The organism is Streptomyces sp. NPDC000151, from assembly GCF_040301705.1.
Classification (GTDB): domain Bacteria; phylum Actinomycetota; class Actinomycetes; order Streptomycetales; family Streptomycetaceae; genus Streptomyces.
The window spans coordinates 19,187-42,177 of record NZ_JBEPFC010000039.1 but is presented as its reverse complement, the minus strand read 5'-3'; the positions used below and the strand labels follow the sequence as shown (position 1 = coordinate 42,177).

The window sequence follows — 22,991 nt, the reverse complement described above, 5'->3', positions numbered from 1 at the left end:
CCGTTGAAGCGGCGCGCGGGCCGTGCGCTGCCGGGCTGCTCGCTCAGCGCGCGTAGTACTCGACGACCAGCTGCTCGTCGCAGATGACCGGGATTTCCTTGCGGTTGGGGTCCCGGTCCAGGCGGAACGCCAGCGCCGGGAGGTTGACCTCCAGGTAGCGCGGGGTCTCGCCCTCGGTGTCGTAGCCACCCTCGCGGGCGACCTGGAAGGGGTGCTTCTCGCGGCTGCGCTCGCGGACCATCACCACGTCGCCGGGGCGGACGCGGAAGGACGGCTTGTCGACCTTGCGGTCGTTGACCGCGATGTGGCCGTGCACGACCATCTGGCGGGCCTGGTAGATCGTGCGGGCCAGGCCGGAGCGCAGGACGAGGGCGTCCAGGCGGCGCTCCAGCTCGATGATCAGCGCCTCGCCGGTCTTCATGTCGACCTTGCGGGCGCGGTCGTAGGCCCGCGCCATCTGGCGCTCGCTGATGTCGTACTGGGCGCGCAGCCGCTGCTTCTCCAGCAGCCGGACCTTGTAGTCACTGCTCTGCTTGCGGCCGCGGCCGTGCTCGCCGGGCGGGTACGGACGGGCCTCGAAGTACTTGACGGCCTTCGGAGTCAGCGCGATGCCGAGCGCGCGGGACTTCTTGACCTTGGGACGCGACTGGTTCACGTGGAACGGACCTCCATGTAAGTTAGGTGAGGCTTACCTTAGCAGCGCGAGGAGACCGCATGTATCGACCTGGGAACCCCCTGCCCAGTGCTGGCGAGAGCACAGAGGCGGGTCAGCCGCGTCCCACGGAAGACGCCCAGCAGCCGACCGCCGCCGAGCGTGTGCGAACCCTCGTGGATTCCCATGCTATGGCGTCCCTGACCATTCCCGGAGTCCACGATCCCGACGAAGCCGGCTTCGCCGCGCCCGCCTGCAGAACGGTCGACGCCTCAGGAGACGTGCTCATCCTGGTTCCTGGCGACTGTGCCGCCGCCCGAGCCGCCTCCTACGCCCAGGACGACGACGTCACCGCCGTGATGGAACTCACGGACGTCGCGCCCGTCTCGGTACCGCACCGCGTCCGCGGCCGCGCCTGGGTCGCCGGCTGGCTCACCCCCGTACGCGGCGAGGACCGGGCGCACGCCGCCCGGCTGCTCGCCGAGCGGCACCCCGTCGGCGAGCTGCTGGGCATCGGCGAGGCGCTGCGCCCCGACCCGCTGCCCGGCACCGAGGGGCGGGCCGCCTGGATGATGCTGCGCCTGGAGGTCGGCGAGGCCACCGTGGACGACCTGTGGGGCGCGGAGTCCATCGAGCCGGAGGAATTCGCGCAGGCGGCCCCGGACCCCGTCGCGGGCCACGAGGCCGAGCTGCTGCAGCACCTGCACTCCTCGCACGGCGAGCAGGTGCGCGACCTGTGCGGGCTGCTCGGCGACCGGGCCGAGCGGGTGTGCGCGGCGCGCGGCACCGTCACACCGGTGGCGCTGGACCGCTTCGGGCTGCGGGTCCGCTTCGCCGACCCCGGCCACCAGGTCTTCGACGCCCGCTTCGACTTCCCCGCGCCCGTGCGCGACCTGATGGAGTTGCGGCGGGCGATGCACCACCTCTTCGACGCGGCGGCGTGAGGGCGGATACGGGACCGCCCCGGCTGGTCGTGGGACCGGCCGGGGCGGTACGCGTACGGGCAGCCGCCCGCGGGTCGCGTCAGGCGCTGAGCGAGGCGATCGCCTTGTTCAGCGTGGCGGACGGACGCATGACGGCCGCGGCCTTGGCCGGGTCGGGCTGGTAGTAGCCGCCGATGTCGACCGGCTTGCCCTGAACGGCGACCAGCTCGTCGACGATCGTCTGCTCCTGCTCGGCCAGCGTCTTGGCCAGCGCCGCGAACGCCTCGGCGAGCTGCGCGTCCTCGGTCTGCTTGGCCAGCTCCTGCGCCCAGTACAGGGCGAGGTAGAAGTGGCTGCCGCGGTTGTCGATGCCGCCGAGCTTGCGGCTGGGCGACTTGTTCTCCGCGAGGAAGGTGCCGGTCGCGCGGTCGAGGGTGTCGGCGAGCACCTGGGCGCGCGCGTTGCCCGTCTTCTGCGCGAGGTGCTCGAAGCTCACCGCGAGCGCGAGGAACTCACCCAGGCTGTCCCAGCGCAGGTAGTCCTCCTTGACCAGCTGCTGGACGTGCTTGGGAGCGGAGCCGCCGGCGCCGGTCTCGAACAGGCCGCCGCCGTTGATGAGCGGCACCACCGAGAGCATCTTGGCGCTCGTGCCGAGCTCCAGGATCGGGAACAGGTCGGTGAGGTAGTCACGCAGTACGTTGCCGGTGACGGAGATCGTGTCCTCGCCGCGGCGGATGCGCTCCACGGAGAACTTGGTCGCCTCGAACGGGGACATGATCTCGATCTGCAGGCCCTCCGTGTCGTGCTCCGGGAGGTACTGCTTGACCTTGGCGATGAGGTTCGCGTCGTGCGCGCGGCCCTCGTCCAGCCAGAACACGGCCGGGGTGCCGGTCGCGCGGGCGCGGGTGACGGCCAGCTTGACCCAGTCCTGGATCGGCACGTCCTTGGTCTGGCACATGCGGAAGATGTCGCCGGCGCTGACCGTCTGCTCCAGCACGGCGTCGCCGTTGCCGTCGACGACCCGCACGGTGCCCGTGGCGGGCACCTCGAAGGTCTTGTCGTGGCTGCCGTACTCCTCGGCCTTCTGCGCCATCAGGCCGACGTTCGGCACCGAGCCCATGGTCGACGGGTCGTACGCGCCGTTGGCCTTGCAGTCGTCGATGACGGCCTGGTAGATGCCGGCGTACGAGCTGTCCGGGATGACCGCCAGGGTGTCCTGCTCCTGGTCGTCCTTGTTCCACATGTGGCCCGAGGTGCGGATCATGGCCGGCATGGAGGCGTCGACGATGACGTCGCTCGGGACGTGCAGGTTGGTGATGCCGCGGTGCGAGTCGACCATCGCCAGGTCCGGGCCCTCGGCGAGCTCGGCGTCGAAGGACGCCTTGATCTCCTCGCCCTGGGGCAGCGACTCCAGGCCCTTCCAGATGCCGCCGAGGCCGTCGTTCGGCGTCAGGCCCGCGGTGGCGAGCACGTCACCGTACTTCGCGAAGGTCTTCGGGAAGAAGGCACGCACGACGTGACCGAAGATGATCGGGTCGGAGACCTTCATCATCGTGGCCTTGAGGTGCACCGAGAACAGCACGCCCTCGGCCTTGGCGCGGGCGACCTGCTCCTTGAGGAACTCGCGCAGCGCGCCGACGCGCATGACGGAGGCGTCCACGACCTCGCCCGCCAGCACCGGCACCGACTCGCGCAGCACGGTGGTGGAGCCGTCGTCACCGACCAGCTCGATGCGCAGCGCGCCGTCCTCGGCGATGACGACGGACTTCTCGGTGGAGCGGAAGTCGTCGCCGGTCATGTGCGCGACGTTCGTCTTGGAGTCGGCGGACCAGGCGCCCATGCGGTGCGGGTTGGCCTTGGCGTAGTTCTTGACCGACGCGGGGGCGCGGCGGTCGGAGTTGCCCTCGCGCAGGACCGGGTTGACGGCGCTGCCCTTGACCTTGTCGTACCGGGCGCGGATGTCGCGCTCCTCGTCGGTCTTCGGGTCGTCCGGGTAGTCCGGCAGCGCGTAGCCCTGCTGCTGCAGCTCGGCGACCGCGGCCTTGAGCTGCGGGATCGAGGCCGAGATGTTCGGCAGCTTGATGATGTTCGCCTCGGGCGTCTTGGCCAGCTCGCCGAGCTCGGCCAGCGCGTCCTCGATGCGCTGGTCCTCCCGAAGACGCTCGGGGAAGCTGGCGATGATCCGGCCCGCCAGCGAGATGTCACGGCTCTCCACGGCGACACCCGCGGTCGAGGCGTAGGCCTCGATCACCGGCAGGAACGAATACGTCGCCAGGGCCGGGGCCTCGTCGGTGTGCGTATAGATGATGGTCGAGTCAGTCACCGGTGCTCCGCTCCACGTCTGCAACATTGCTCGACATCAAGATATCTCGTGAGCGGCCCCCGTTCGACAGGGCCCTGCCGCGCGGTGCCGGAACGGCCGCTTCCGTACGCGCCTCACTCCCCCGACGGCCCCGCCTCCCCCGCCAGCCTGCCGCGCACCCGCTCCACCACGTCGTAGTACCGCGCCTCCGAGCCGTACCGCGTCGGGGTGTAGTACCGCTTGCCGTGCACCTCGTCCGGCGCGTACTGCTGCGCCGCGATGCCGCCCGGGAGGTCGTGCGGGTATTGGTATCCCTTGCCGTGGCCGAGCTTCTTCGCGCCCTGGTAGTGGCTGTCGCGCAGATGCGCCGGCACCGGCCCGGCGAGGCCCGCGCGGACGTCGGCCAGGGCCGCGTCGATCGCCATGTATGCCGCGTTCGACTTGGGCGCGAGGGCCAGCGCGATCGTCGCCTGGCTGAGCGTGATCCGGGCCTCGGGGAAGCCGATCATCGCGACGGCCTGCGCGGCGGCCACCGCCGTCTGCAGCGCGCTCGGGTCGGCCAGCCCGATGTCCTCGCTCGCGGAGATCATCAGCCGCCGGGCGATGAACCGCGGGTCCTCGCCCGCCTCGATCATGCGCGCCAGATAGTGCAGCGCGGCGTCCACGTCAGAGCCGCGGATGGACTTGATCAGCGCGCTGGCCACGTCGTAGTGCTGGTCACCGGCCCGGTCGTACTTCACCGCCGCCCGGTCGACGGACTCCTCCAGGGTCCGGAGCGTGATCTCCTTCTCGCCCTTGGAGATCGCGGACCCGGCACCGGCCTCCAGCGCCGTCAGCGCCCGGCGCGCGTCGCCGCCCGCGATGCGCAGCAGATGTGCCTCGGTGTCCTCGGGCAGCGTCACCGCGCCCGCCAGCCCGCGCGCGTCGGTCAGCGCACGCTTCAGCAGCCCGCGCAGGTCGTCGTCGGTGAGCGGCTCCAGCGTCAGCAGCAGCGAGCGGGAGAGCAGCGGGGAGATCACGGAGAAGTACGGATTCTCCGTCGTCGCCGCGATGAGCGTCACCCAGCGGTTCTCCACCGCCGGGAGCAGGGAGTCCTGCTGGGCCTTGCTGAAGCGGTGGATCTCGTCCAGGAAGAGGACGGTCTCTTTTCCGTATCCCCCGGAGGCGCGGCGGGCGCCGTCGATGACGGCCCGCACCTCCTTCACGCCCGCGGTGATCGCGGAGAGCTCCACGAAGCGCTTGTTGGTCGCCTGGCTGACGACGTACGCGAGGGTGGTCTTGCCGATGCCGGGCGGACCCCACAGGAACACCGAGGAGGGGCCGGCCGGGCCGCCCTCCCCCTCGCCCACCAGCCGCCGCAGCGGCGACCCGGGCTTGAGCAGATGCTGCTGGCCGACCACCTCGTCCAGGGTGCGCGGACGCATCCGTACGGCGAGCGGGGACCCCGCGGGGTCCTTCTCCTGGCGGTCTTCGGCAGCGGCGGTGAACAGGTCGGGCTCCACGCTCCCGAGACTATGTCACCCCACTGACAACGCGGCTGCCGCCCAGAGCTGCCGCCTAGAGCAGCGTGCTCCAGTACTGCGTCCACCACTTGGTGAGGATGAGCAGCGCGATCACTCCGTACCAGAGCACCGGCACGACCCAGTGGAACTCCAGGACGGCGTTCCGCAGGCCGGCGGGCGCCGGGATGATGCGGTGCTTGATGTTGTGGACGGTGGTGTACCAGAACATCAGGATCGTGACGAGCCAGGTGAGCGTGCACCACAGGCACAGCGAGTTGATGACGTACAGCGACTGGCTCATCAGCCACATGCAGAAGACCGTGCCGAGCAGCGTGCCGATGTTCAGGCCGATCCAGTACCAGGCCTTGAAGCGGGCTCCCGCGAGGACGGCCATGCCGACGGCGATGACGACGCCGAAGCCGACGAGGCCGGCCATCGGGTTCGGGAAGCCGAAGACCCCGGCCTGCGCGCTCTTCATGATGTTGCCGCAGGAGATGATCGGGTTGATGCTGCAGGCCGGCTTGAAACTCGGGTCCTCGAGCAGCTTGAACTTGTCGAGGGTGATGACCCAGGCCGCGAGCAGGCCGAGCGCGCCGGTGATCACCAGGAGCAGGGCGAAGGGGCGACCCGCCCCGATGGCGCCGTCGCCGTCCGTACGGCCATGGTCGGTGGTGGACACGTCATCAAGCGTAGTCGTCGTCATATGCCGTTCCGTCGGTCCCTTGGTGAATCCGCCCGTTGGAGCCTCACATTGTGCCCCAACAGGCGCGCCGGGCACCGTCGGAAGGACATAAAGCCACCCGCACGCGAACAGTGCTTTTGTACGACGAAGGGCCCGGCATCTCGTGCCAGGCCCTCCTCGCATCCGGCACATCAGCCATCAATTGAGGAACCCACATGGCGAGCAACCAGCTCCGCGAGAGCGGCGGCGGTTTAGCCGCAAAGGGGGGCACTCAGCCCAGCTTGCGCTGAACCTCCTGCACCACCGCGTCCAGCGCGACCGGCGACTGCTCGCCGCTCTCCAGGTCCTTGAGCTGGACCACGCCCTCGGCCAGGTCCCGCTCGCCGGCCACGATCGCGAGCCGCGCGCCGGAGCGGTTCGCGGACTTCATGGCGTTCTTCAGACCCTTGCCGCCGTACGCGAAGTCGGTGGCGAGACCGGCCCGGCGCAGCTCGGTGACCGTACCGAAGAGCACCCGGCGGGCCTCCTCGCCCAGCGGCACCGCGAAGACGGCCGTGCTGGCGGGGATTTCCAGCTCGACGCCCTCGGCCTCCAGCGCCAGGACCGTGCGGTCCACGCCGAGCGCCCAGCCGACGGACGGCAGCGCCGGGCCACCGATCATCTCGGACAGGCCGTCGTACCGGCCGCCGCCGCCCACAGCCGACTGCGAGCCCAGCCCGTCGTGGACGAACTCGAAGGTGGTACGGGTGTAGTAGTCCAGGCCGCGCACCAGCTTGGGGTCGTCCTCGTACGCCACGCCCGCCGCGGTCAGCAGCCCGCGCACCTGCTCGTGGTACGCCTTGCAGTTCTCGCAGAGGTGGTCGCGCAGCAGCGGCGCGCCGGCCAGCTGCTTCTGCACGTCCGCGCGCTTGTCGTCGAGGACCCGCAGCGGGTTGATCTCGATCCGGCGGCGGGTGTCCTCGTCCAGGTCCAGGGCGCGCAGGAAGTCCTGCAGCGCGGCCCGGTAGGCGGGGCGGCACTCCTGGTCGCCGAGGCTGTTGAGCAGGATGCGGAAGTTCCGCAGGCCCAGCGAGCGGTACGCGTCGTGGGCCAGGATGATCAGCTCGGCGTCCAGCGCCGGGTCCTCCGCGCCGATGGCCTCCGCGCCGACCTGCGAGAAGTGGCGGTAGCGGCCCTTCTGCGGGCGCTCGTAGCGGTAGTACGAGCCGGAGTACCAGAGCTTGACCGGGAGGTTGCCCGCCTTGTGGAGGTTGGCCTCCAGCGCGGCGCGCAGCACGGAGGCGGTGCCCTCGGGGCGCAGCGCGAGCTTGTCGCCGCCCTTGGTCTCGAAGGCGTACATCTCCTTGGTGACGATGTCGGTGGACTCGCCGACGCCGCGCGCGAACAGCTCGACGTTCTCGAAGCCGGGCGTCTCGATGTAGCCGTAGCCGGAGCGCTTGAGGGGTCCGGAGATCGCGTCACGGACCGCCAGGTAGGTCGCGGACTGCGGCGGGATCAGGTCGTAGGTGCCCTTGGGGGCCTTGAAGGTGCTCACGGAAGCTTTCGTCACATTCCTCGTCGCGGAGCCGGGCTCTGGGGGCCCGTTCCGAGGCCGGCGGCCACCTCCCGAAGGAAGGGGTTGGTGGCGCGTTCCTGGCCGATGGTGGTCTGGGGGCCGTGTCCTGACAGCACCACGGTCGAGTCGTCCAGCGGGAGGCATACGCGCTCCAGCGACCGGAGGATCTCGGCGTGGTCGCCGCCGGGCAGGTCGGTGCGTCCGATGGAGCCGGCGAAGAGCAGGTCGCCCGAGAAGAAGACCGGCGGAATGTCGGCCTGCTCGGGCATCCTGAAGGTCACCGACCCCTTGGTATGGCCCGGGGCGTGCGCGACGGAGAATTCCAGTCCGGCCAGTTCCAGCGTGCCACCGTCCGCCAGCTCCTTGACGTCGTCCGGCTCCCCCACGGTCAGCTCGCCCATGAGCTGCTGTCCGATGGAGCGGCCCAGCGCCTTCTCCGGGTCGCTCATCATGTAGCGGTCCTCGGGGTGGATCCAGGCGGGGACGTCGTGCGCGCCGCAGACCGGCACCACCGAGGCGACGTGGTCGATGTGGCCGTGGGTGAGGACGACGGCGACGGGCTTGAGGCGGTGCTTCTTCACCGCTTCCGCGACGCCGTCGGCGGCCTGGTGGCCGGGGTCGATGATCACGCACTCCTCACCGGCGGCGGGGGCGACCAAGTAGCAATTGGTGCCCCAGGCCCCGGCGGGGAATCCGGCAATCAGCACGTTCGTCCTCATCAATCGTCCGGCGGACAGATCCTGGCAGGCCCTGGATGCGGCCCTGGCGGATCTCACAGAAACATGCTGCAAGATCTCTGCTGTTCAGAGCCTACCGGCGGGACTCCCGCCGGAGCGAACCCGTATACGGTACGGGCCACGGCAGATCATGCGGACCAAGGAGACGGCCTGGTGGTCAAGGGGGATCAGCGGCGCAAGCAGCTCGCGCGCCAGAAGTACGAGCGTCAGCTCCAGCGGCGGACGGCCGCGCAGCGGAAGGCCAGGCGCCGCACCGTGATCATCGCGTCGGTGCTCGCGGTGGTGCTCGCCGCGGGCGCGACCGTGTACGCGACGGCGGGGCTGGTCGGCGGCGACAACAAGAACGCGGCGGCGGCCGAGCAGCGGACCGAGGACCCGTGCGGCACGCCCGCCAAGGGCGAGCCGTCGAAGAAGCGGTGGAAGAAGGAGCCGAAGCTGACGGTGGACACCGCCGCTTCGTACACCGCGAAGCTCTCCACCACCTGCGGCGACCTCGCGCTGAAGCTGGACGCGAAGAAGGCCCCGCACACGGTCAACTCGTTCAATTTCCTGGCGGCACAGGGCTATTTCGACCACAGCAAGTGCCACCGCCTGGTCGACGACGGCCTCCACGTCCTGCAGTGCGGCGACCCGACCGGTACCGGCCAGGGCACCCCCGGCTACACCATTCCGGACGAGAACCTCAAGGACCCGCGGCTCAAGGGCGGCGTCTACCCGGCGGGCACGGTCGCGATGGCCAACCGCTACGACGGGCAGGACAAGAAGACCCGGAACACCGGCGGCAGCCAGTTCTTCCTGGTCTTCCAGGACAGTCAGTTGCCGCCCAACTACACGCCGTTCGGCACGATCACGCAGGGCATGGACGTCCTGAAGAAGATCGCGAAGGCGGGCTTCACGACCGATCCGCAGACGCAGAACACGGCGCCCAACGCCACCGTCGTCATCGACCGCGCCCGCGTCACCGAGTCCTGAGAGCCGGTGCCCGACGTGTCCCGGCCGTCCGTGCCGGGACCACGGAATTTCGGTCGTGCGGGATGCGGACAGCCGGGCCGCCGGTCGCCTAGATTGGCGTTGGGTAGGGTGCCTGCTCCGACGGCTGCCACCCTCGCCCGCAAGAACAGTCCGTCGGACCGGCCGGGGCGCGGTCCCGCCGGACAGAAACTGTGGACGATGCCCGGGGCCCCGGTGTCCCGCCGGCATCATGTGGAGGAGGCGCTGTGAGCAGCGACCCATGGGGCCGCGTCGATGAGACGGGGACCGTGTACGTGCGTACCGCCGACGGCGAGCAGGTCGTCGGATCGTGGCAGGCGGGATCGCCCGACGAGGCCCTCGCCTACTTCGAGCGCAAGTATGAGGGCCTGGTCGTCGAGATCGGCCTCCTCGAGCGGCGGGTCAGGACCACCGACCTGTCGGCCAAGGACGCCATGACCGCGATCGACCACCTGCGGCAGCAGGTCGACGAGCACCACGCGGTGGGCGACCTCGACGCCCTGCGGAAGCGTCTGGACGCGCTCGTCCGGACGGTCGAGGCCCGCCGCGAGGAGCGCAAGGCGGCCAAGGCCCGGCAGGCCGACGAGGCCAGGACGGCCAAGGAGAAGCTGGTCGTCGAGGCCGAGGAGCTGGCGGCGAGCGAGCAGTGGCGGGCGGCCGGCGAGCGGCTGCGTGCCCTGGTCGACACGTGGAAGGGGCTGCCGCGGCTGGACCGCAAGTCCGACGACGAGCTGTGGCACCGCTTCTCGCACGCCCGCTCCGCCTTCTCCAAGCGGCGCAAGGCGCACTTCGCGTCGCTGGACGCGCAGCGCGAGCAGGCCAGGCAGGTCAAGGAGAAGCTGGTCGCGGACGCCGAGGCGCTCTCGGGCTCGACGGACTGGGGCCCGACGGCCGCCCGGTACCGCGAGCTGATGCAGGAGTGGAAGGCCGCGGGCCGCGCGCAGCGCGAGCACGAGGACGACCTGTGGAACCGCTTCCGCGGCGCCCAGGACGTCTTCTTCCAGGCCCGCAGCGAGGTCTTCGCGGAGCGGGACGCCGAGCAGCGGGAGAACCTCACCCGCAAGGAGGAGCTGGTCGTCGAGGCCGAGAAGCTGCTCCCCGTCTCGGACCTCAAGGCCGCGCGCGCCGCGTTCCGTTCGATCAACGAGCGGTGGGAGGCCATCGGCCACGTGCCGCGGGACGCCCGCCCGAAGATCGAGGGCCGGATGCACGCCGTCGAGCGCGCCATCCAGGAGGCCGAGGAAGCCGAGTGGCGGCGGACCAACCCCGAGGCGCGGGCGCGTGCCGCGGGGCTGTCCGGCCAGCTCCAGGACGCCGTCGACAAGCTCCAGAAGCAGATCGACACGGCCCGTGCCGCCGGCAACGACGCCAAGGCCGACAAGCTCGCCCGCGAGCTGGAGGGCCGCCAGGCCCTGCTGGACCAGGCCCAGAAGGGCCTCCAGGAGTTCGGCGGCTGAGCGAGCGCCCCGCACGCGAGGAGGGCCCCGGTACCGCGGTACCGGGGCCCTCCTCGCGTGCTACGGCGGCTAGTTGGGCCGACGCGCAGACGTCACGCGGTACACGTCGTACACGCCCTCCACGCCCCGTACCGCCTTCAGGACGTGCCCCAGGTGCTTGGGGTCGCCCATCTCGAAGGTGAAGCGGGAGGTGGCCACCCGGTCGCGGGAGGTCTGGACGGCCGCGGACAGGATGTTGACGTGCTGGTCGGACAGGACCCGTGTGACGTCCGAGAGCAGGCGGGAGCGGTCCAGCGCCTCGACCTGGATGGCGACCAGGAAGACCGAGGACTGGGTGGGCGCCCACTCGACCTCCAGGATCCGCTCCGGCTGCTTGGACAGCGAGTCGACGTTGACGCAGTCCGCGCGGTGCACCGAGACGCCGGAGCCGCGGGTCACGAAGCCGATGATCGGGTCGCCCGGCACCGGCGTACAGCAGCGCGCGAGCTTGACCCAGACGTCCTCGACGCCCTTGACGACCACGCCCGGGTCCGCGCTGGAGCGCCGCTTGGAGCGGCGGATCGGCGTGGACTCGGCGATGTCCTCGGTGGCCTCGTCCTGGCCGCCGAGCGCCTGCACCAGCTTCTGCACGACGGACTGCGCGGTGACGTGGCCCTCGCCGATCGCCGCGTACAGCGACGAGATGTCCGGATACCGCATCTCGTGCGCGAGCGTCACCAGCGAGTCGCCGGTCAGGATGCGCTGGATCGGCAGGTTCTGCTTGCGCATGGCCCGCGCGATGGCGTCCTTGCCCTGCTCGATCGCCTCGTCGCGGCGCTCCTTGGAGAACCACGCGCGGATCTTGTTGCGGGCCCGCGGGGACTTGACGAAGCCCAGCCAGTCGCGAGACGGCCCCGCGCCCGGCGCCTTGGAGGTGAAGACCTCCACCAGGTCGCCGTTGTCGAGGGTCGATTCGAGCGGTACGAGGCGGCCGTTGACGCGCGCGCCTATCGTGCGGTGGCCGACCTCGGTGTGCACCGCGTACGCGAAGTCCACGGGCGTCGCACCGGCCGGCAGCGCTATGACGTCGCCCTTGGGCGTGAAGACGAAGACCTCGTTGCGCGAGAGGTCGAAGCGCAGCGACTCCAGGAACTCGCCCGGGTCCTCCGTCTCCTTCTGCCAGTCCAGCAGCTGCCGCAGCCACGCCATGTCGTTGACCGCGTCGTCCTTGCCGGCCTTGCCCCTGGGCACGTCGGTGCGGATCTTGGAGGCGCCGGCCACGGCCTCCTGCTTGTACTTCCAGTGCGCCGCGATGCCGTACTCGGCGCGGCGGTGCATGTCGAAGGTGCGGATCTGCAGCTCGACCGGCTTGCCGTTGGGCCCGATGACCGTCGTGTGCAGCGACTGGTACATGTTGAACTTGGGCATCGCGATGTAGTCCTTGAACCGGCCGGGGACCGGATTCCATCGCGCGTGCACGGTGCCGAGGGCGGCGTAACAGTCCCTGACCGTGTCGACGAGGACACGGATACCCACCAGGTCGTAGATCTCCGCGAAGTCGCGCCCGCGGACGATCATCTTCTGGTAGACGCTGTAGTAGTGCTTGGGCCGCCCGGTGACGGTGGCCTTGATCCGCGCGGAGCGCAGGTCGGCCTGGACCTCGTCGGTCACTATCGCGAGGTATTCGTCCCGCTTGGGCGCCCGCTCGGCGACCAGCCGGACGATCTCGTCGTACATCTTGGGGTAGAGGATCGCGAAGGCGAGGTCCTCCAGCTCCCACTTGATGGTGTTCATGCCCAGCCGGTGCGCCAGCGGGGCGTAGATCTCCAGCGTCTCGCGGGCCTTCTTCTCCTGCTTCTCCCGCTTGAGGTAACGCATCGTGCGCATGTTGTGCAGCCGGTCGGCGAGCTTGATCACCAGGACCCGCGGGTCCTTGGCCATCGCCACGACCATCTTGCGCACCGTCTCGGCCTGCGCGGCCTCGCCGAACTTGACCTTGTCCAGCTTGGTGACGCCGTCGACCAGCAGCGCGACCTGGTCGCCGAAGTCCCGGCGGAGGGTGTCGAGGCCGTACTCGGTGTCCTCGACGGTGTCGTGCAGCAGGCCCGCCATCAGCGTCGCCGGGTCCATGCCCAGCTCGGCCAGGATCGTGGTCACCGCGAGCGGGTGCGTGATGTACGGGTCGCCGCTCTTGCGCTTCTGGCCGCGGTGCCAGCGCTCGGCGACCTGGTAGGCCCGCTCGACCTGGCGCAGCGTGGCCGCCTCGATCTTGGGGTCGTTGCCGCGCACGATGCGCAGCAGCGGCTCCAGTACCGGGTTGTACGGGCTCTGCCGCTGCACGCCGAGGCGGGCCAGGCGGGCGCGGACGCGGTTGGAGGAGCCGGAGCGGCCGCCGGGCTGGCCGGTGTGGCCGGGCGGCAGCGGCTTGGGCGCCGACGGCGGCGGGGTGGGCCGGGGCGCCGTGGCGGCAGGCCCGGAAACCGCCGGGACGGGCCCCGCCGGCGCTTCCTTCCCGCCGTTCTTCGGCGCGTCCGCGGCGCCGTCCGCGGGACGGTCGTCCGGGCGCGCGGCGGGGCTGCCCCCCGGCGTACGGGGGGAGAGCGGCTGGGCCTCGTCTGGCAAGAGCAACTCCTCGCTGGGACCTTTCCCACCGGTGAACGGGCGGAAAAGAGCGGTGCCGGACCACCGGTCCACTGAGTGGCCGGGCTGCCATGGTATCCATGCCGGCTGCCCCGGCTCATTCGCGGGCCGATGCTCCTGTGGTCACAGCAAAAGGGCATCCGCATTTATGCCGGATGCCCTTTTGCTTGCACTTTGCTCGGTTTTCGAGCGGTGGTCGCGGTACCGAATGGCGTACCCTACGCCGCTCGGCCGCGGCCTCAGACCGTGATCAGCGCCTCCAGCGGCGCCCCGTCGAGCCCCGCCGCCAGCTTCTCCCTGCCGTCCAGGAAGCCCAGCTCCAGCAGGACCGCCACGCCCGCGACCTCGGCGCCGGAGCGGCGGATCAGGGTCAGCGAGGCGTCGGCCGTACCGCCCGTGGCCAGCACGTCGTCGATCACCAGCACCCGGTCCCCCGGGGCCAGCGCGTCGGCCTGGATCTCGATCGTGGCGTGGCCGTACTCCAGCGCGTAGCTCTGGCCGAGCGTTGCGCCGGGCAGCTTGCCGGCCTTGCGCACGGGCACGAAGCCGACGCCCGCCCGCACGGCCACCGGGGCCGCGAGGATGAACCCGCGGGCCTCCAGCGCCACGATCTTCGTCGCGCCGAGCGTGGTGCAGATCCCGGCCAGCGCGTCCGTCAGCTTCCCGAACGCCTCGGCGTCGGCCAGCAGCGGGGTGATGTCCTTGAAGACGACCCCCGCCTGCGGGTAGTCCGGCACGTCCGCGATCTTGCCGAGCAGCAGCTCACGCAGCTCCGCGGGGGCGCTCATCGGCGCTTGCCCGACGGACGGCCGCGGCCGCGAGTGCGGGACGCGGGCTGGCTGCGCGGGCCGGCCGCCGAGCTGCCGGCCGCCGCCGGAGCGCCGTCCTGCGGCTCCTCGCCGGACTCCGCCGCGCCCTCGGCCGGCTCCTCGCGGGAGTCGCCCTTGGCGGCGGCCGCCGCACGCTTGGCGCGGACCCGGCGGGCCAGCGCCTTCATCTGCGGCTCGCGCTCCTTGAGGTCGGCGACCAGCGGGGTGGCGATGAAGATCGAGCTGTACGCACCGGCCGCGAGGCCCACGAACAGGGCGAGCGAGATGTCGTTCAGCATGCCCGCGCCGAGGAAGCCGCCGCCCACGAAGAGCAGGCCCGCCACCGGCAGCAGCGCCACGACCGTGGTGTTGATCGACCGCACCAGCGTGGAGTTGATCGACCGGTTGGCGATCTCGCCGTAGGTGTAGCGCGTCTGCTTCGTGATGCCCCGGGACGCTTCCTTGAGGCTGTCGAAGACCACGACCGTGTCGTACAGCGAGTAACCGAGGATGGTCAGCAGGCCGATGACCGTGCCGGGCGTGACCTCGAAGCCGACCAGCGCGTACACACCCACCGTGATCGTGAGGTCGTGGATCAGCGCGATCAGGGCCGCCAGCGCCATCCGCCACTCGAAGGCGATGGCGAGGTAGAGCACCACGAGGACCATGAAGATCCCCAGGCCCAGCCACGCCTTGTTCGCGATCTCCTCGCCCCAGCTGGGGCCGACCAGCTGGGTGTTGACGTCCTTGACCGGGACGTTCAGGTCCTTGGCCAGCTTCTCCTGGACCGGCACGGCCTCCTTGGTGTCCAGCTCACTGATCTGGATGCGGAGGCCGCCGTTGCCGAGCTTCTGGACCGTGGCCGGGTTGCCGCCGGACGCGGACTCGGCTTCGTGCTGGGCCTGGCTCGCCGAGACGGTGGTCTTCGGAGTGGTGAAGACCGCACCGCCGGAGAACTCGATGCCCATGTTCAGACCGCGGACCCCGAGGCCCACGATCGCCGTGATGGTGATCAGGATCGAGACGGCGTACCAGATCTTGCGCTTGCCGATGAAGTCGTAGCCGACCTCGCCGCGGTACAGCCGGGCGCCGATGTTGCCGAGCTTGGACATCTCACGCCTCCTTCGTCTCGATGGGGGCGGAGGTGCGCCGGCCGCGGCGCAGCGGCGGCTTCGCGCCGAGACGCGTGGGGTCCAGACCCGACCAGGGATGGCCCGAGTAGAAGAACTTCCGCTTGGCCAGCAGCGTCATCAGCGGCTTGGTGAAGAAGAAGACCACCACGACGTCCAGCAGGGTCGTGAGGCCGAGCGTGAACGCGAAGCCCTGGACCTTGCCGACGGTGACGATGAAGAGCACGGCCGCGGCCAGGAACGACACGAAGTCGGAGACCAGGATCGTGCGCCGGGCGCGCGGCCAGGCCCGCTCCACGGAGGGCCGCAGCGTACGACCCTCGCGGATCTCGTCACGGATGCGTTCGAAGTACACGATGAACGAGTCCGCCGTGATGCCGATCGCGACGATCGCACCGCAGACGGCCGGGAGGTTCAGCGCGAACCCGATGGCCGGGCCCAGCAAGGTCATGATCGTGTACGTCAGGACCGCCGAGACCACGAGGCTCGCCAGCGCGACCAGGGACAGGCCGCGGTAGTAGGCGATCAGGTAGATGATGACCAGCGCGAGGCCGATGGCGCCGGCGATCAGGCCCGCGTTCAGCTGCTCGCCGCCCAGGGCCGCGGTGACGGTGGTCTCGTCCGCGATCTTGAAGGAGAGCGGCAGCGCACCGTAGGACAGCATGTTCGCCAGGTCCTCGGCGGACTGCTGGGTGAAGCCGCCGGTGATCTGGGCGTTGCCGCCCGCGATCGCGCTGCTCACCTGCGGGGCCGAGACGACCTCGCCGTCCAGGGTGATGGCGAACTGGTTCTGCGGCGGGGTCTTGGTGGCGATGTCACCGGTCACGTCGGCGAACTTCTTGCCGCCGGCGGAGGTGAAGTTCATCTGGACGAGCCAGCCCTGGCCGCCCTGCTGGTCGAAGCTGGCCTTGGCGTCGTCCACGTCCGTGCCCTCGACCTTGACCGGCCCGAGCGCGTACTTCGTCTTGCCGTCGTCCTCGCAGGCCACGATCGAGTCGCTGGGCTTGGCTCGGGCGGCCTGCTCGGCCGCGGCGGAACGGCTCTCCTTGGTCGAGCAGTTCAGCGCCGCGAGCTTCTTCTGCAGCGCGGCGGGGATGTTGGCGCCCGTGGGCGGCTGCTGGACCGGGGGCGCGCTGGGGGAACCGGTGGGCTTGGCGGAGCCCGAGGGGGCGTCGTCCTTCTTGAGCGCGTCGCCGACGGCGCGGCCCTGCGGGGCGGGCTTGCCGGAGGGGGTGGCCGACGCGCTGCCGGCGCCGCCCTGCTTCTCCTTCTCGCCGCCGCCGGCCTTCGGGCTCTCGGAGGCGCCCGGCGTGGGCGCCTTCGCGCCGGCCGCCGCGGTCAGCACCGTACGGAAGCCGAGCTGGGCGGTGGTACCGACCTGCTGGCGGGCCTGCCTCGCGTCCGTCCCCTTGGGGATGTTCACGATGATGTGGTTGGTGCCCTGCGTCTGGACCTCGGCCTCGGAGACGCCGAGACCGTTGACACGGCGCTCGATGATGCCCGCGGCGGTCTTCATGTTGGTCTCGTTGATCGCGTTGGGCTTGCCCGGCTGGTTCTGTGCCGCCAGCGTGAAGCTCGTACCGCCCGCGAGGTCGATGCCCAGTCGCGGCGTCATGGTGCCGGAGTAGAACATCCCCCCGACCAGCGCCGCGATGACGACCACGATCAGGATCAGGGCGCGCCCCGGCCTGCTCTGGGCCGCCGGCGACCTTCGGCCCTTGTTCGGTGCTGCCACCTTCTCGTATCTCCCTGTCCAACCGCCCGCGTCAGGTCAGTGCCGGACGGCCACGAAGTCTTGTGGGGACGTGCCCCCGCCGGAGCCTAGACGGTCCCGGAACCGCGAGCACCGCTCCCGGTGCACCGCGGTTCCGTGAAAGTGCGCGCCTACTTCGCGTCGGCGCCGCCGTCCTTCTTGGCGTCCTTCGCCTCGGCGGCCTCGGCGTCGGCGTCCTCGGCCGGGGTCTCGTCGGCCTTCGGCTCCTCGGCCTTCGGCTCGGCGGCCTTCTCGGCGGGGGTCTCCTTGCCCAGGTCGATCTTCTCGGCGACGTCACCCTTGCCGGTGGTGTCGTCGTCGCCGTCGTTGACGGCCGAGGCGCCGGTCAGGGAGGACAGGTCGTCCGGGACGACGGAGCCCTGCTCGGCGCCGTCGATGATGCGGTTGTACTCGTCGTCGGGCAGCACGGCGCCGATGGCGTTCTTCGCGAAGAGGGCGTGGACGCCCGGCGCCACCTCGAGGAGGACCGCGTCGTCGTGGATCTCCTTGACGGTGGCGTACATGCCTCCGATCGTGCGGACGCCGGTGCCGGGCTGCATTTCGTTCCGCATCTGGGCGGCCGCCTGCTGCTTCTTCTTGGCAGAGCGGGTCATCAGGAACATGGCCCCGATGAGCACGATGAACGGGAGGAGAGTCACGATATTCACGGGACGGAATTTCCTTCGCACGACCGCGGAGCCGCGGCCTGGTATACGGGGGTTGGATGCCGGACCGTACGGACGGCATCGGCGGAGTCTAAGCGAGTCCGCACCAGTGGAACAACGCCCAGGATGGCACCGCAGTTCCTGACCCGGCGAGTCCCCGCGCCGTCACGTCCCGAACAGCCCCTGCTGTCCGTTTCCGCCCGTCATCTGCTGCGGCGGCACCAGCCCCATGTGCGTCCATGCGGCGGGCGTGGCGATGCGGCCGCGGGGCGTACGCGCGAGCAGCCCCTCGCGCACGAGGAACGGCTCGGCGACCTCCTCGACCGTCTCACGCTCCTCTCCCACGGCCACCGCCAGGGTCGACAGGCCCACCGGACCGCCGCTGAACAGCTTGAGCAGCGCCGTGAGCACCGCGCGGTCCAGCCGGTCCAGGCCGCGCCCGTCGACCTCGTACACGTCCAGCGCCTGCTCCGCGATCTCGCGCGTGATCAGGCCGTCCGCCTTGACCTGGGCGTAGTCCCGTACGCGGCGCAGCAGGCGGTTGGCGATACGGGGCGTACCGCGCGACCGCCCGGCGATCTCGGCGGCGCCCTCCGCCTCTATGTCGACATCCAGCAGCCCTGCCGAGCGGTGGATGACCCGCTCCAGCTCATTCGGGGCGTAGAACTCCATGTGCCCGGTGAATCCGAACCGGTCGCGCAGCGGCGGCGGCAGCAGACCGGCCCGCGTCGTGGCCCCGACCAGCGTGAAAGGCGGAAGTTCGAGCGGAATGGCGGTGGCCCCCGGCCCCTTCCCCACAATCACGTCGACCCGGAAATCCTCCATCGCCATATAGAGCATTTCTTCAGCGGGCCTCGACATCCGGTGGATTTCGTCGAGGAAGAGCACCTCGCCCTCCTGGAGCGAGGAGAGGATGGCGGCCAGATCGCCGGCGTGCTGAATGGCGGGGCCGGAGGTGATGCGGATCGGGGCGCCCATCTCGGCCGCGATGATCATCGAAAGGGTGGTCTTGCCGAGTCCCGGGGCGCCGGAGAGCAGTACGTGGTCGGCGGTGGCGCCGCGCGCCCGGGCGGCGCGCAGCACCAGGTCCAGCTGCTCGCGCACCCGCTCCTGGCCGACGAACTCTTCCAGGTCCTTCGGGCGCAGCGCGGCCTCGACGGCCGTGTCCTCGCCGTCGGCGTCCGCGCCCACCAGCCGGTCGGCGCCGCCCGGCGGCAGGCCGGGCTCCTGTCCGTCCGCGGTGTCGGTGCTGTCGTCCCAGTTCACTGCGTACTGCCTCGCGTCGTCGGGTGGGTGGAGTGCCGGGTGGCGCGTGCGCCGGTCAGCGGGCCCGGTTCAGGGACTGCAGGGCCGCCTTCAGGAGCTGCGGGACCTGCGGCGTGCCGCCCTCGGCCACGGCCGCTTCGGCCTGCGGGGCGACCGTGCCCACCGCCTCGTCGGCCTCCCGGGTGGCGTAGCCGAGGCCGATCAGCGCGGCGTGCAGCTGGTCGCGCCAGCCGGCCGTGACCGGGCTGCCGACCGCGGGCCCGGCGCTGCCGACCGGCTCGCCGAGCCGGTCCTTCAGCTCCAGCAGCAGCTTCTGCGCGCCCTTCTTGCCGATGCCGGGCACGGCCGTGAGCGCCTTCTCGTCGCCCGTGGCGACCGCGCGGCGCAGCGCGTCCGGGGAGTGCACCGCGAGCATCGCCTGCGCCAGCCGCGGGCCGACGCCGCTCGCCGTCTGCAGCAGCTCGAAGGTCTGCCGCTCGTCGTCGTCCGCGAAGCCGTACAGCGTGAGGCTGTCCTCGCGTACGACGAGGGAGGTGGCGAGCTTCGTCCGCTCGCCCATGCGCAGCCCGGACAGGGTGTTGGGCGTGCACTGGACGGCCATGCCGATGCCGCCCACCTCCACGACGGCGGCGTCGGGAGCCAGGGCCGCGACCGGGCCGGAGACGAAGGCGATCATGACGTGCCCTTCGGGATGCGGGTGGAGCGTACGGGGGCGGGGGTGCGGTCCGGCGCGGAGGCGCGGGGGGTGCCGGCGGGGCGCGCGGCGGGCGGGGCGCGCCGCACCGCGGTCCGAGCCTGGGCCTGGGCCTGCTGGAGGCGGTTGACGGCGGGGGCGCGCCAGATATGACAGATGGCCAGCGCCAGTGCGTCCGCCGCGTCGGCCGGCTTGGGCGGCGCCGACAGCCGCAGCAGCCGGGTCACCATCGCGCCGACCTGCGCCTTGTCGGCGCGGCCCGAGCCGGTGACGGCGGCCTTGACCTCACTGGGGGTGTGCAGCGCGACCGGGAGTCCGCGGCGCGCGGCGCACAGCATGGCGACCGCGCTGGCCTGGGCCGTGCCCATGACCGTACGGACGTTGTGCTGGCTGAACACGCGCTCCACGGCGACGTACTCGGGCCGGTGCTCGTCGAGCCACTCGTCGATGCCGCGCTCGATGAGCACGAGGCGGTGCGCGATGTCCGCGTCGGCCGGGGTGCGGACCACGCCGACCCCCACCATCGTCAGCGGCCGCCCGGCCACCCCCTCGACGACGCCGACGCCGCAGCGCGTCAACCCCGGGTCCACGCCCAGCACCTTCACGGGTGTTCCCCTCCCCTCATGCCGCGCTGTCACCACCCGGCGCCGTACCGTTTCGGCCCTCCACCCCCACCACGGGGGCCGGAGATCCCCTGCTCAGCACAGTATCGGGTGGCACTGACAACGCCGACGGGCCGGCAGGGTGTGTCCCCCTGCCGACCCGTCGTGTCAGCCGTGCCGGCCGTGTACGTACCGGCCGTCCGCCTCAGCCGTCGCCGTGGCGCCTCAGGCGTCGACCTTCGCCATGACCTCGTCCGAGACGTCGAAGTTGGCGAAGACGTTCTGGACGTCGTCGCTGTCCTCCAGCGCGTCGATCAGCTTGAAGATCTTCTTCGCGCCTTCCTCGTCCAGCTCGACCTGCATGGTCGGGACGAAGTTGGTGTCGGCCGAGTCGTAGTCGATGCCGGCCTCCTGGAGCGCGGTGCGGACCGCGACCACGTCGGTGGCCTCGCTGAGCACCTCGAAGGACTCACCGAGGTCGTTGACCTCCTCGGCGCCCGCGTCCAGGACCGCGCCCAGCACGTCGTCCTCGGAGAGCTCGCCCTTGGGGACGATGACGACGCCCTTGCGGTTGAACAGGTACGCCACCGAGCCCGGGTCGGCCATCGAGCCGCCGTTACGGGTCATGGCGACGCGCACGTCCGAGGCGGCACGGTTGCGGTTGTCGGTGAGGCACTCGATGAGCACCGCGACACCGTTCGGGCCGTAACCCTCGTACATGATCGTCTCGTAGTCGGCGCCGCCGGCCTCCAGGCCGCCGCCGCGCTTGACCGCGGAGTCGATGTTCTTGTTCGGGACCGACTGCTTCTTCGCCTTCTGGATGGCGTCGTACAGGGTCGGGTTGCCCTCGATGTCCACGCCGCCCATGCGCGCCGCGACCTCGATGTTCTTGATCAGCTTCGCGAAGAGCTTGCCGCGCTTGGCATCGATCACGGCCTTCTTGTGCTTCGTCGTAGCCCATTTAGAGTGGCCGGACATCCGCCTGTCTCCTTCGCGTAACCAATTTCTGAAAACGAACGCCTAGATCCTACCGGGACCCGCTCACGCGGTGTGACGCACCATGTCCACGAAGAACGCGTGGACGCGATGGTCGCCGGTGAGTTCCGGGTGGAAGGATGTGGCGAGGACGTTACCCTGCCGGACGGCCACCGTGTGGCCGCCGTGCTCGGCCAGTACCTCGACCTCGGCGCCGACCGACTCGACCCAGGGCGCGCGGATGAAGACGCCCTCGACCGGTCCGCCGTCGATCCCGGCGACGTCGACCGCCGCCTCGAAGGACTCGTTCTGCCGCCCGAAGGCGTTACGCCGCACGATCATGTCGACGCCGCCGAAGGTCTCCTGGTCGGCGCGGCCGTCCAGGATCTTCTCCGCGACCATGATCATGCCCGCGCAGGTGCCGTACACCGGCTTGCCCGCACGGATGAACGCGCGCAGCGGCTCCAGCATGCCGAAGATGCCCGCCAGCTTGGACATGGTCGTGGACTCGCCGCCGGGGATGACCAGGCCGTCCAGCTCGTCCAGTTCCTCGGCGCGGCGCACCGGGCGCGCCAGGGCGTCGGCGGACGCGAGCGCCGTGAGGTGCTCGCGTACGTCGCCCTGGAGCGCCAGCACACCGATGGTGGGGGTGGTGCTCGTCATGGAAGTGATCACCAGCCGCGGTTCGCGTACCGCTCCGCCTCGGGGAGGGTGTCGCAGTTGATGCCGACCATGGCCTCGCCGAGGTCGCGGGAGGCGTCCGCGATGATCTTGGGGTCGTCGTAGAAGGTGGTGGCCTTCACGATCGCGGCGGCGCGCTTGGCCGGGTCGCCGGACTTGAAGATGCCGGAGCCGACGAAGACGCCCTCGGCGCCGAGCTGGCGCATGAGCGCGGCGTCGGCGGGGGTGGCGACGCCACCGGCGGAGAAGAGGACGACCGGCAGCTTGCCCAGCTCCGCGACCTCCTTGACCAGCTCGTACGGGGCGCGCAGGTCCTTGGCGGCGGCGAACAGCTCGTTGTTGTCGCAGCCGCGCAGCTTGGCGATCTCGGCCTTGATCTGGCGGAGGTGGCGGACGGCCTCGACGACGTTGCCGGTGCCGGCCTCGCCCTTGGAGCGGATCATGGCCGCGCCCTCGGCGATGCGGCGCAGGGCCTCACCGAGGTTGGTGGCGCCGCAGACGAAGGGGGTGGTGAAGGCCCACTTGTCGGAGTGGTTGACCTCGTCGGCCGGGGTGAGGACCTCGGACTCGTCGATGTAGTCGACGCCGAGGGACTGCAGGACCTGGGCCTCGACGAAGTGGCCGATGCGGGACTTGGCCATGACGGGGATGGAGACGGCGTTGATGATGCCGTCGATCATGTCCGGGTCGGACATCCGTGCCACGCCGCCGTCCTTGCGGATGTCCGCGGGGACGCGCTCCAGGGCCATGACCGCCACGGCACCGGCGTCCTCGGCGATCTTCGCCTCCTCCGGCGTGACGACATCCATGATCACGCCGCCCTTGAGCTGCTCGGCCATGCCGCGCTTGACGCGGGCGGTTCCGGTCTCCGGGGACTGGGGCGTGGTGGGCGTGCTCACGATTGACCTCACTAAGTGCGGGTGGCTGTGCTACTGCACCTAGGGAACCGTTTGTGTACGGGAGATGAAAGGGCCAATTGCAGGGCGGTGGCTCTTGG

At 70.7% G+C, this 22,991-nt stretch carries 20 protein-coding genes; 3 read left to right on the top strand and 17 right to left on the bottom strand.

Translation table 11 applies throughout. From position 1 onward, the window contains the following. Nucleotides 1-43: 43 nt before the first annotated feature. Complete coding sequence (gene rpsD, locus ABT381_RS14335) at nucleotides 44-655, bottom strand: 30S ribosomal protein S4 (protein WP_351592859.1); 612 nt, start codon at nucleotides 653-655, stop codon at nucleotides 44-46. Between the two features lie 188 nt (nucleotides 656-843). Here rpsD and ABT381_RS14330 point away from each other — a divergent pair, with 188 nt between their 5' ends. Further along, nucleotides 844-1,596, top strand: a complete 753-nt coding sequence (locus ABT381_RS14330; RefSeq protein WP_351592857.1) for a DUF2470 domain-containing protein — start codon at nucleotides 844-846, stop codon at nucleotides 1,594-1,596. A 79-nt stretch (nucleotides 1,597-1,675) separates the two neighbouring features. On the opposite strand, the gene ABT381_RS14325 is transcribed toward ABT381_RS14330, so the two are convergent. The 5 genes from ABT381_RS14325 to ABT381_RS14305 all read right to left on the bottom strand — a co-directional run bounded on the left by ABT381_RS14325 (nucleotide 1,676) and on the right by ABT381_RS14305 (nucleotide 8,323). After that, nucleotides 1,676-3,898, bottom strand: coding sequence for an NADP-dependent isocitrate dehydrogenase (locus tag ABT381_RS14325; protein WP_351592855.1), 2,223 nt, complete (start codon nucleotides 3,896-3,898; stop codon nucleotides 1,676-1,678). A gap of 113 nt (nucleotides 3,899-4,011) precedes the next feature. Then, nucleotides 4,012-5,379, bottom strand: coding sequence for a replication-associated recombination protein A (locus ABT381_RS14320; RefSeq protein ID WP_351592852.1), 1,368 nt, complete (start codon nucleotides 5,377-5,379; stop codon nucleotides 4,012-4,014). A 55-nt stretch (nucleotides 5,380-5,434) separates the two neighbouring features. After that, a complete protein-coding gene (locus ABT381_RS14315; protein WP_351592849.1) occupies nucleotides 5,435-6,082 on the bottom strand; it encodes a vitamin K epoxide reductase family protein in 648 nt (215 codons plus the stop codon). 250 nt (nucleotides 6,083-6,332) lie between these two features. Continuing rightward, complete coding sequence (gene hisS / locus ABT381_RS14310; RefSeq protein WP_351592846.1) at nucleotides 6,333-7,595, bottom strand: histidine--tRNA ligase; 1,263 nt, start codon at nucleotides 7,593-7,595, stop codon at nucleotides 6,333-6,335. An 11-nt stretch (nucleotides 7,596-7,606) separates the two neighbouring features. Next, nucleotides 7,607-8,323: an MBL fold metallo-hydrolase gene (locus ABT381_RS14305; RefSeq protein ID WP_351592843.1), complete on the bottom strand. Its 717-nt coding sequence runs from the start codon at nucleotides 8,321-8,323 to the stop codon at nucleotides 7,607-7,609. 183 nt (nucleotides 8,324-8,506) lie between these two features. On the opposite strand from ABT381_RS14305, the gene ABT381_RS14300 reads away from it, so the two are divergent. Both ABT381_RS14300 and ABT381_RS14295 read left to right on the top strand, forming a co-directional pair. Beyond that, nucleotides 8,507-9,325 carry a peptidylprolyl isomerase gene (locus ABT381_RS14300; RefSeq protein WP_351592840.1) on the top strand — a complete coding sequence of 273 codons (819 nt, stop codon included), beginning with the start codon at nucleotides 8,507-8,509 and terminating at the stop codon, nucleotides 9,323-9,325. Between the two features lie 245 nt (nucleotides 9,326-9,570). Next, on the top strand, nucleotides 9,571-10,800 hold the full coding sequence (locus ABT381_RS14295) for a DUF349 domain-containing protein (RefSeq protein WP_351592838.1): 1,230 nt from the start codon (nucleotides 9,571-9,573) through the stop codon (nucleotides 10,798-10,800). A gap of 69 nt (nucleotides 10,801-10,869) precedes the next feature. Here the strand turns inward: ABT381_RS14295 and ABT381_RS14290 are convergent, their stop codons facing one another. The 11 genes from ABT381_RS14290 to pdxS form a co-directional block, all read right to left on the bottom strand. Continuing rightward, nucleotides 10,870-13,401, bottom strand: a complete 2,532-nt coding sequence (locus ABT381_RS14290) for a RelA/SpoT family protein (RefSeq protein WP_351592835.1) — start codon at nucleotides 13,399-13,401, stop codon at nucleotides 10,870-10,872. A 257-nt stretch (nucleotides 13,402-13,658) separates the two neighbouring features. Continuing rightward, nucleotides 13,659-14,207 (bottom strand): adenine phosphoribosyltransferase, encoded by a 549-nt coding sequence (locus ABT381_RS14285; RefSeq protein ID WP_351592832.1) that lies wholly within the window; start codon nucleotides 14,205-14,207, stop codon nucleotides 13,659-13,661. Then, nucleotides 14,204-15,340, bottom strand: coding sequence for a protein translocase subunit SecF (gene secF / locus ABT381_RS14280; protein ID WP_351592829.1), 1,137 nt, complete (start codon nucleotides 15,338-15,340; stop codon nucleotides 14,204-14,206). Before secF ends, ABT381_RS14285 begins: the two co-directional genes overlap by 4 nt. A 1-nt stretch (nucleotide 15,341) precedes the next feature. Next, nucleotides 15,342-17,093 carry a protein translocase subunit SecD gene (gene secD / locus ABT381_RS14275; protein ID WP_351592827.1) on the bottom strand — a complete coding sequence of 584 codons (1,752 nt, stop codon included), beginning with the start codon at nucleotides 17,091-17,093 and terminating at the stop codon, nucleotides 15,342-15,344. A gap of 149 nt (nucleotides 17,094-17,242) precedes the next feature. Next, nucleotides 17,243-17,779 carry a preprotein translocase subunit YajC gene (yajC, locus tag ABT381_RS14270; RefSeq protein ID WP_351592824.1) on the bottom strand — a complete coding sequence of 179 codons (537 nt, stop codon included), beginning with the start codon at nucleotides 17,777-17,779 and terminating at the stop codon, nucleotides 17,243-17,245. 162 nt (nucleotides 17,780-17,941) lie between these two features. After that, nucleotides 17,942-19,042, bottom strand: a complete 1,101-nt coding sequence (gene ruvB / locus ABT381_RS14265) for a Holliday junction branch migration DNA helicase RuvB (RefSeq protein WP_467754482.1) — start codon at nucleotides 19,040-19,042, stop codon at nucleotides 17,942-17,944. A 55-nt stretch (nucleotides 19,043-19,097) separates the two neighbouring features. Next, nucleotides 19,098-19,718 (bottom strand): Holliday junction branch migration protein RuvA, encoded by a 621-nt coding sequence (ruvA, locus tag ABT381_RS14260; RefSeq protein WP_351592821.1) that lies wholly within the window; start codon nucleotides 19,716-19,718, stop codon nucleotides 19,098-19,100. Continuing rightward, nucleotides 19,715-20,341: a crossover junction endodeoxyribonuclease RuvC gene (ruvC, locus tag ABT381_RS14255; protein ID WP_351592818.1), complete on the bottom strand. Its 627-nt coding sequence runs from the start codon at nucleotides 20,339-20,341 to the stop codon at nucleotides 19,715-19,717. The genes ruvA and ruvC overlap by 4 nt, the downstream gene beginning before the upstream one ends. A 222-nt stretch (nucleotides 20,342-20,563) precedes the next feature. Continuing rightward, nucleotides 20,564-21,316, bottom strand: a complete 753-nt coding sequence (locus ABT381_RS14250; protein ID WP_351592815.1) for a YebC/PmpR family DNA-binding transcriptional regulator — start codon at nucleotides 21,314-21,316, stop codon at nucleotides 20,564-20,566. Between the two features lie 63 nt (nucleotides 21,317-21,379). Further along, the gene (gene pdxT / locus ABT381_RS14245) at nucleotides 21,380-21,976 is read right to left on the bottom strand and encodes a pyridoxal 5'-phosphate synthase glutaminase subunit PdxT (protein ID WP_351592812.1); all 597 of its coding nucleotides are present in this window, start codon (nucleotides 21,974-21,976) and stop codon (nucleotides 21,380-21,382) included. 8 nt (nucleotides 21,977-21,984) lie between these two features. After that, entirely contained in the window at nucleotides 21,985-22,896 is a 912-nt protein-coding gene (pdxS, locus tag ABT381_RS14240; protein ID WP_351592880.1) for a pyridoxal 5'-phosphate synthase lyase subunit PdxS, read from the bottom strand. Between the last annotated feature and the right edge of the window lie 95 nt (nucleotides 22,897-22,991).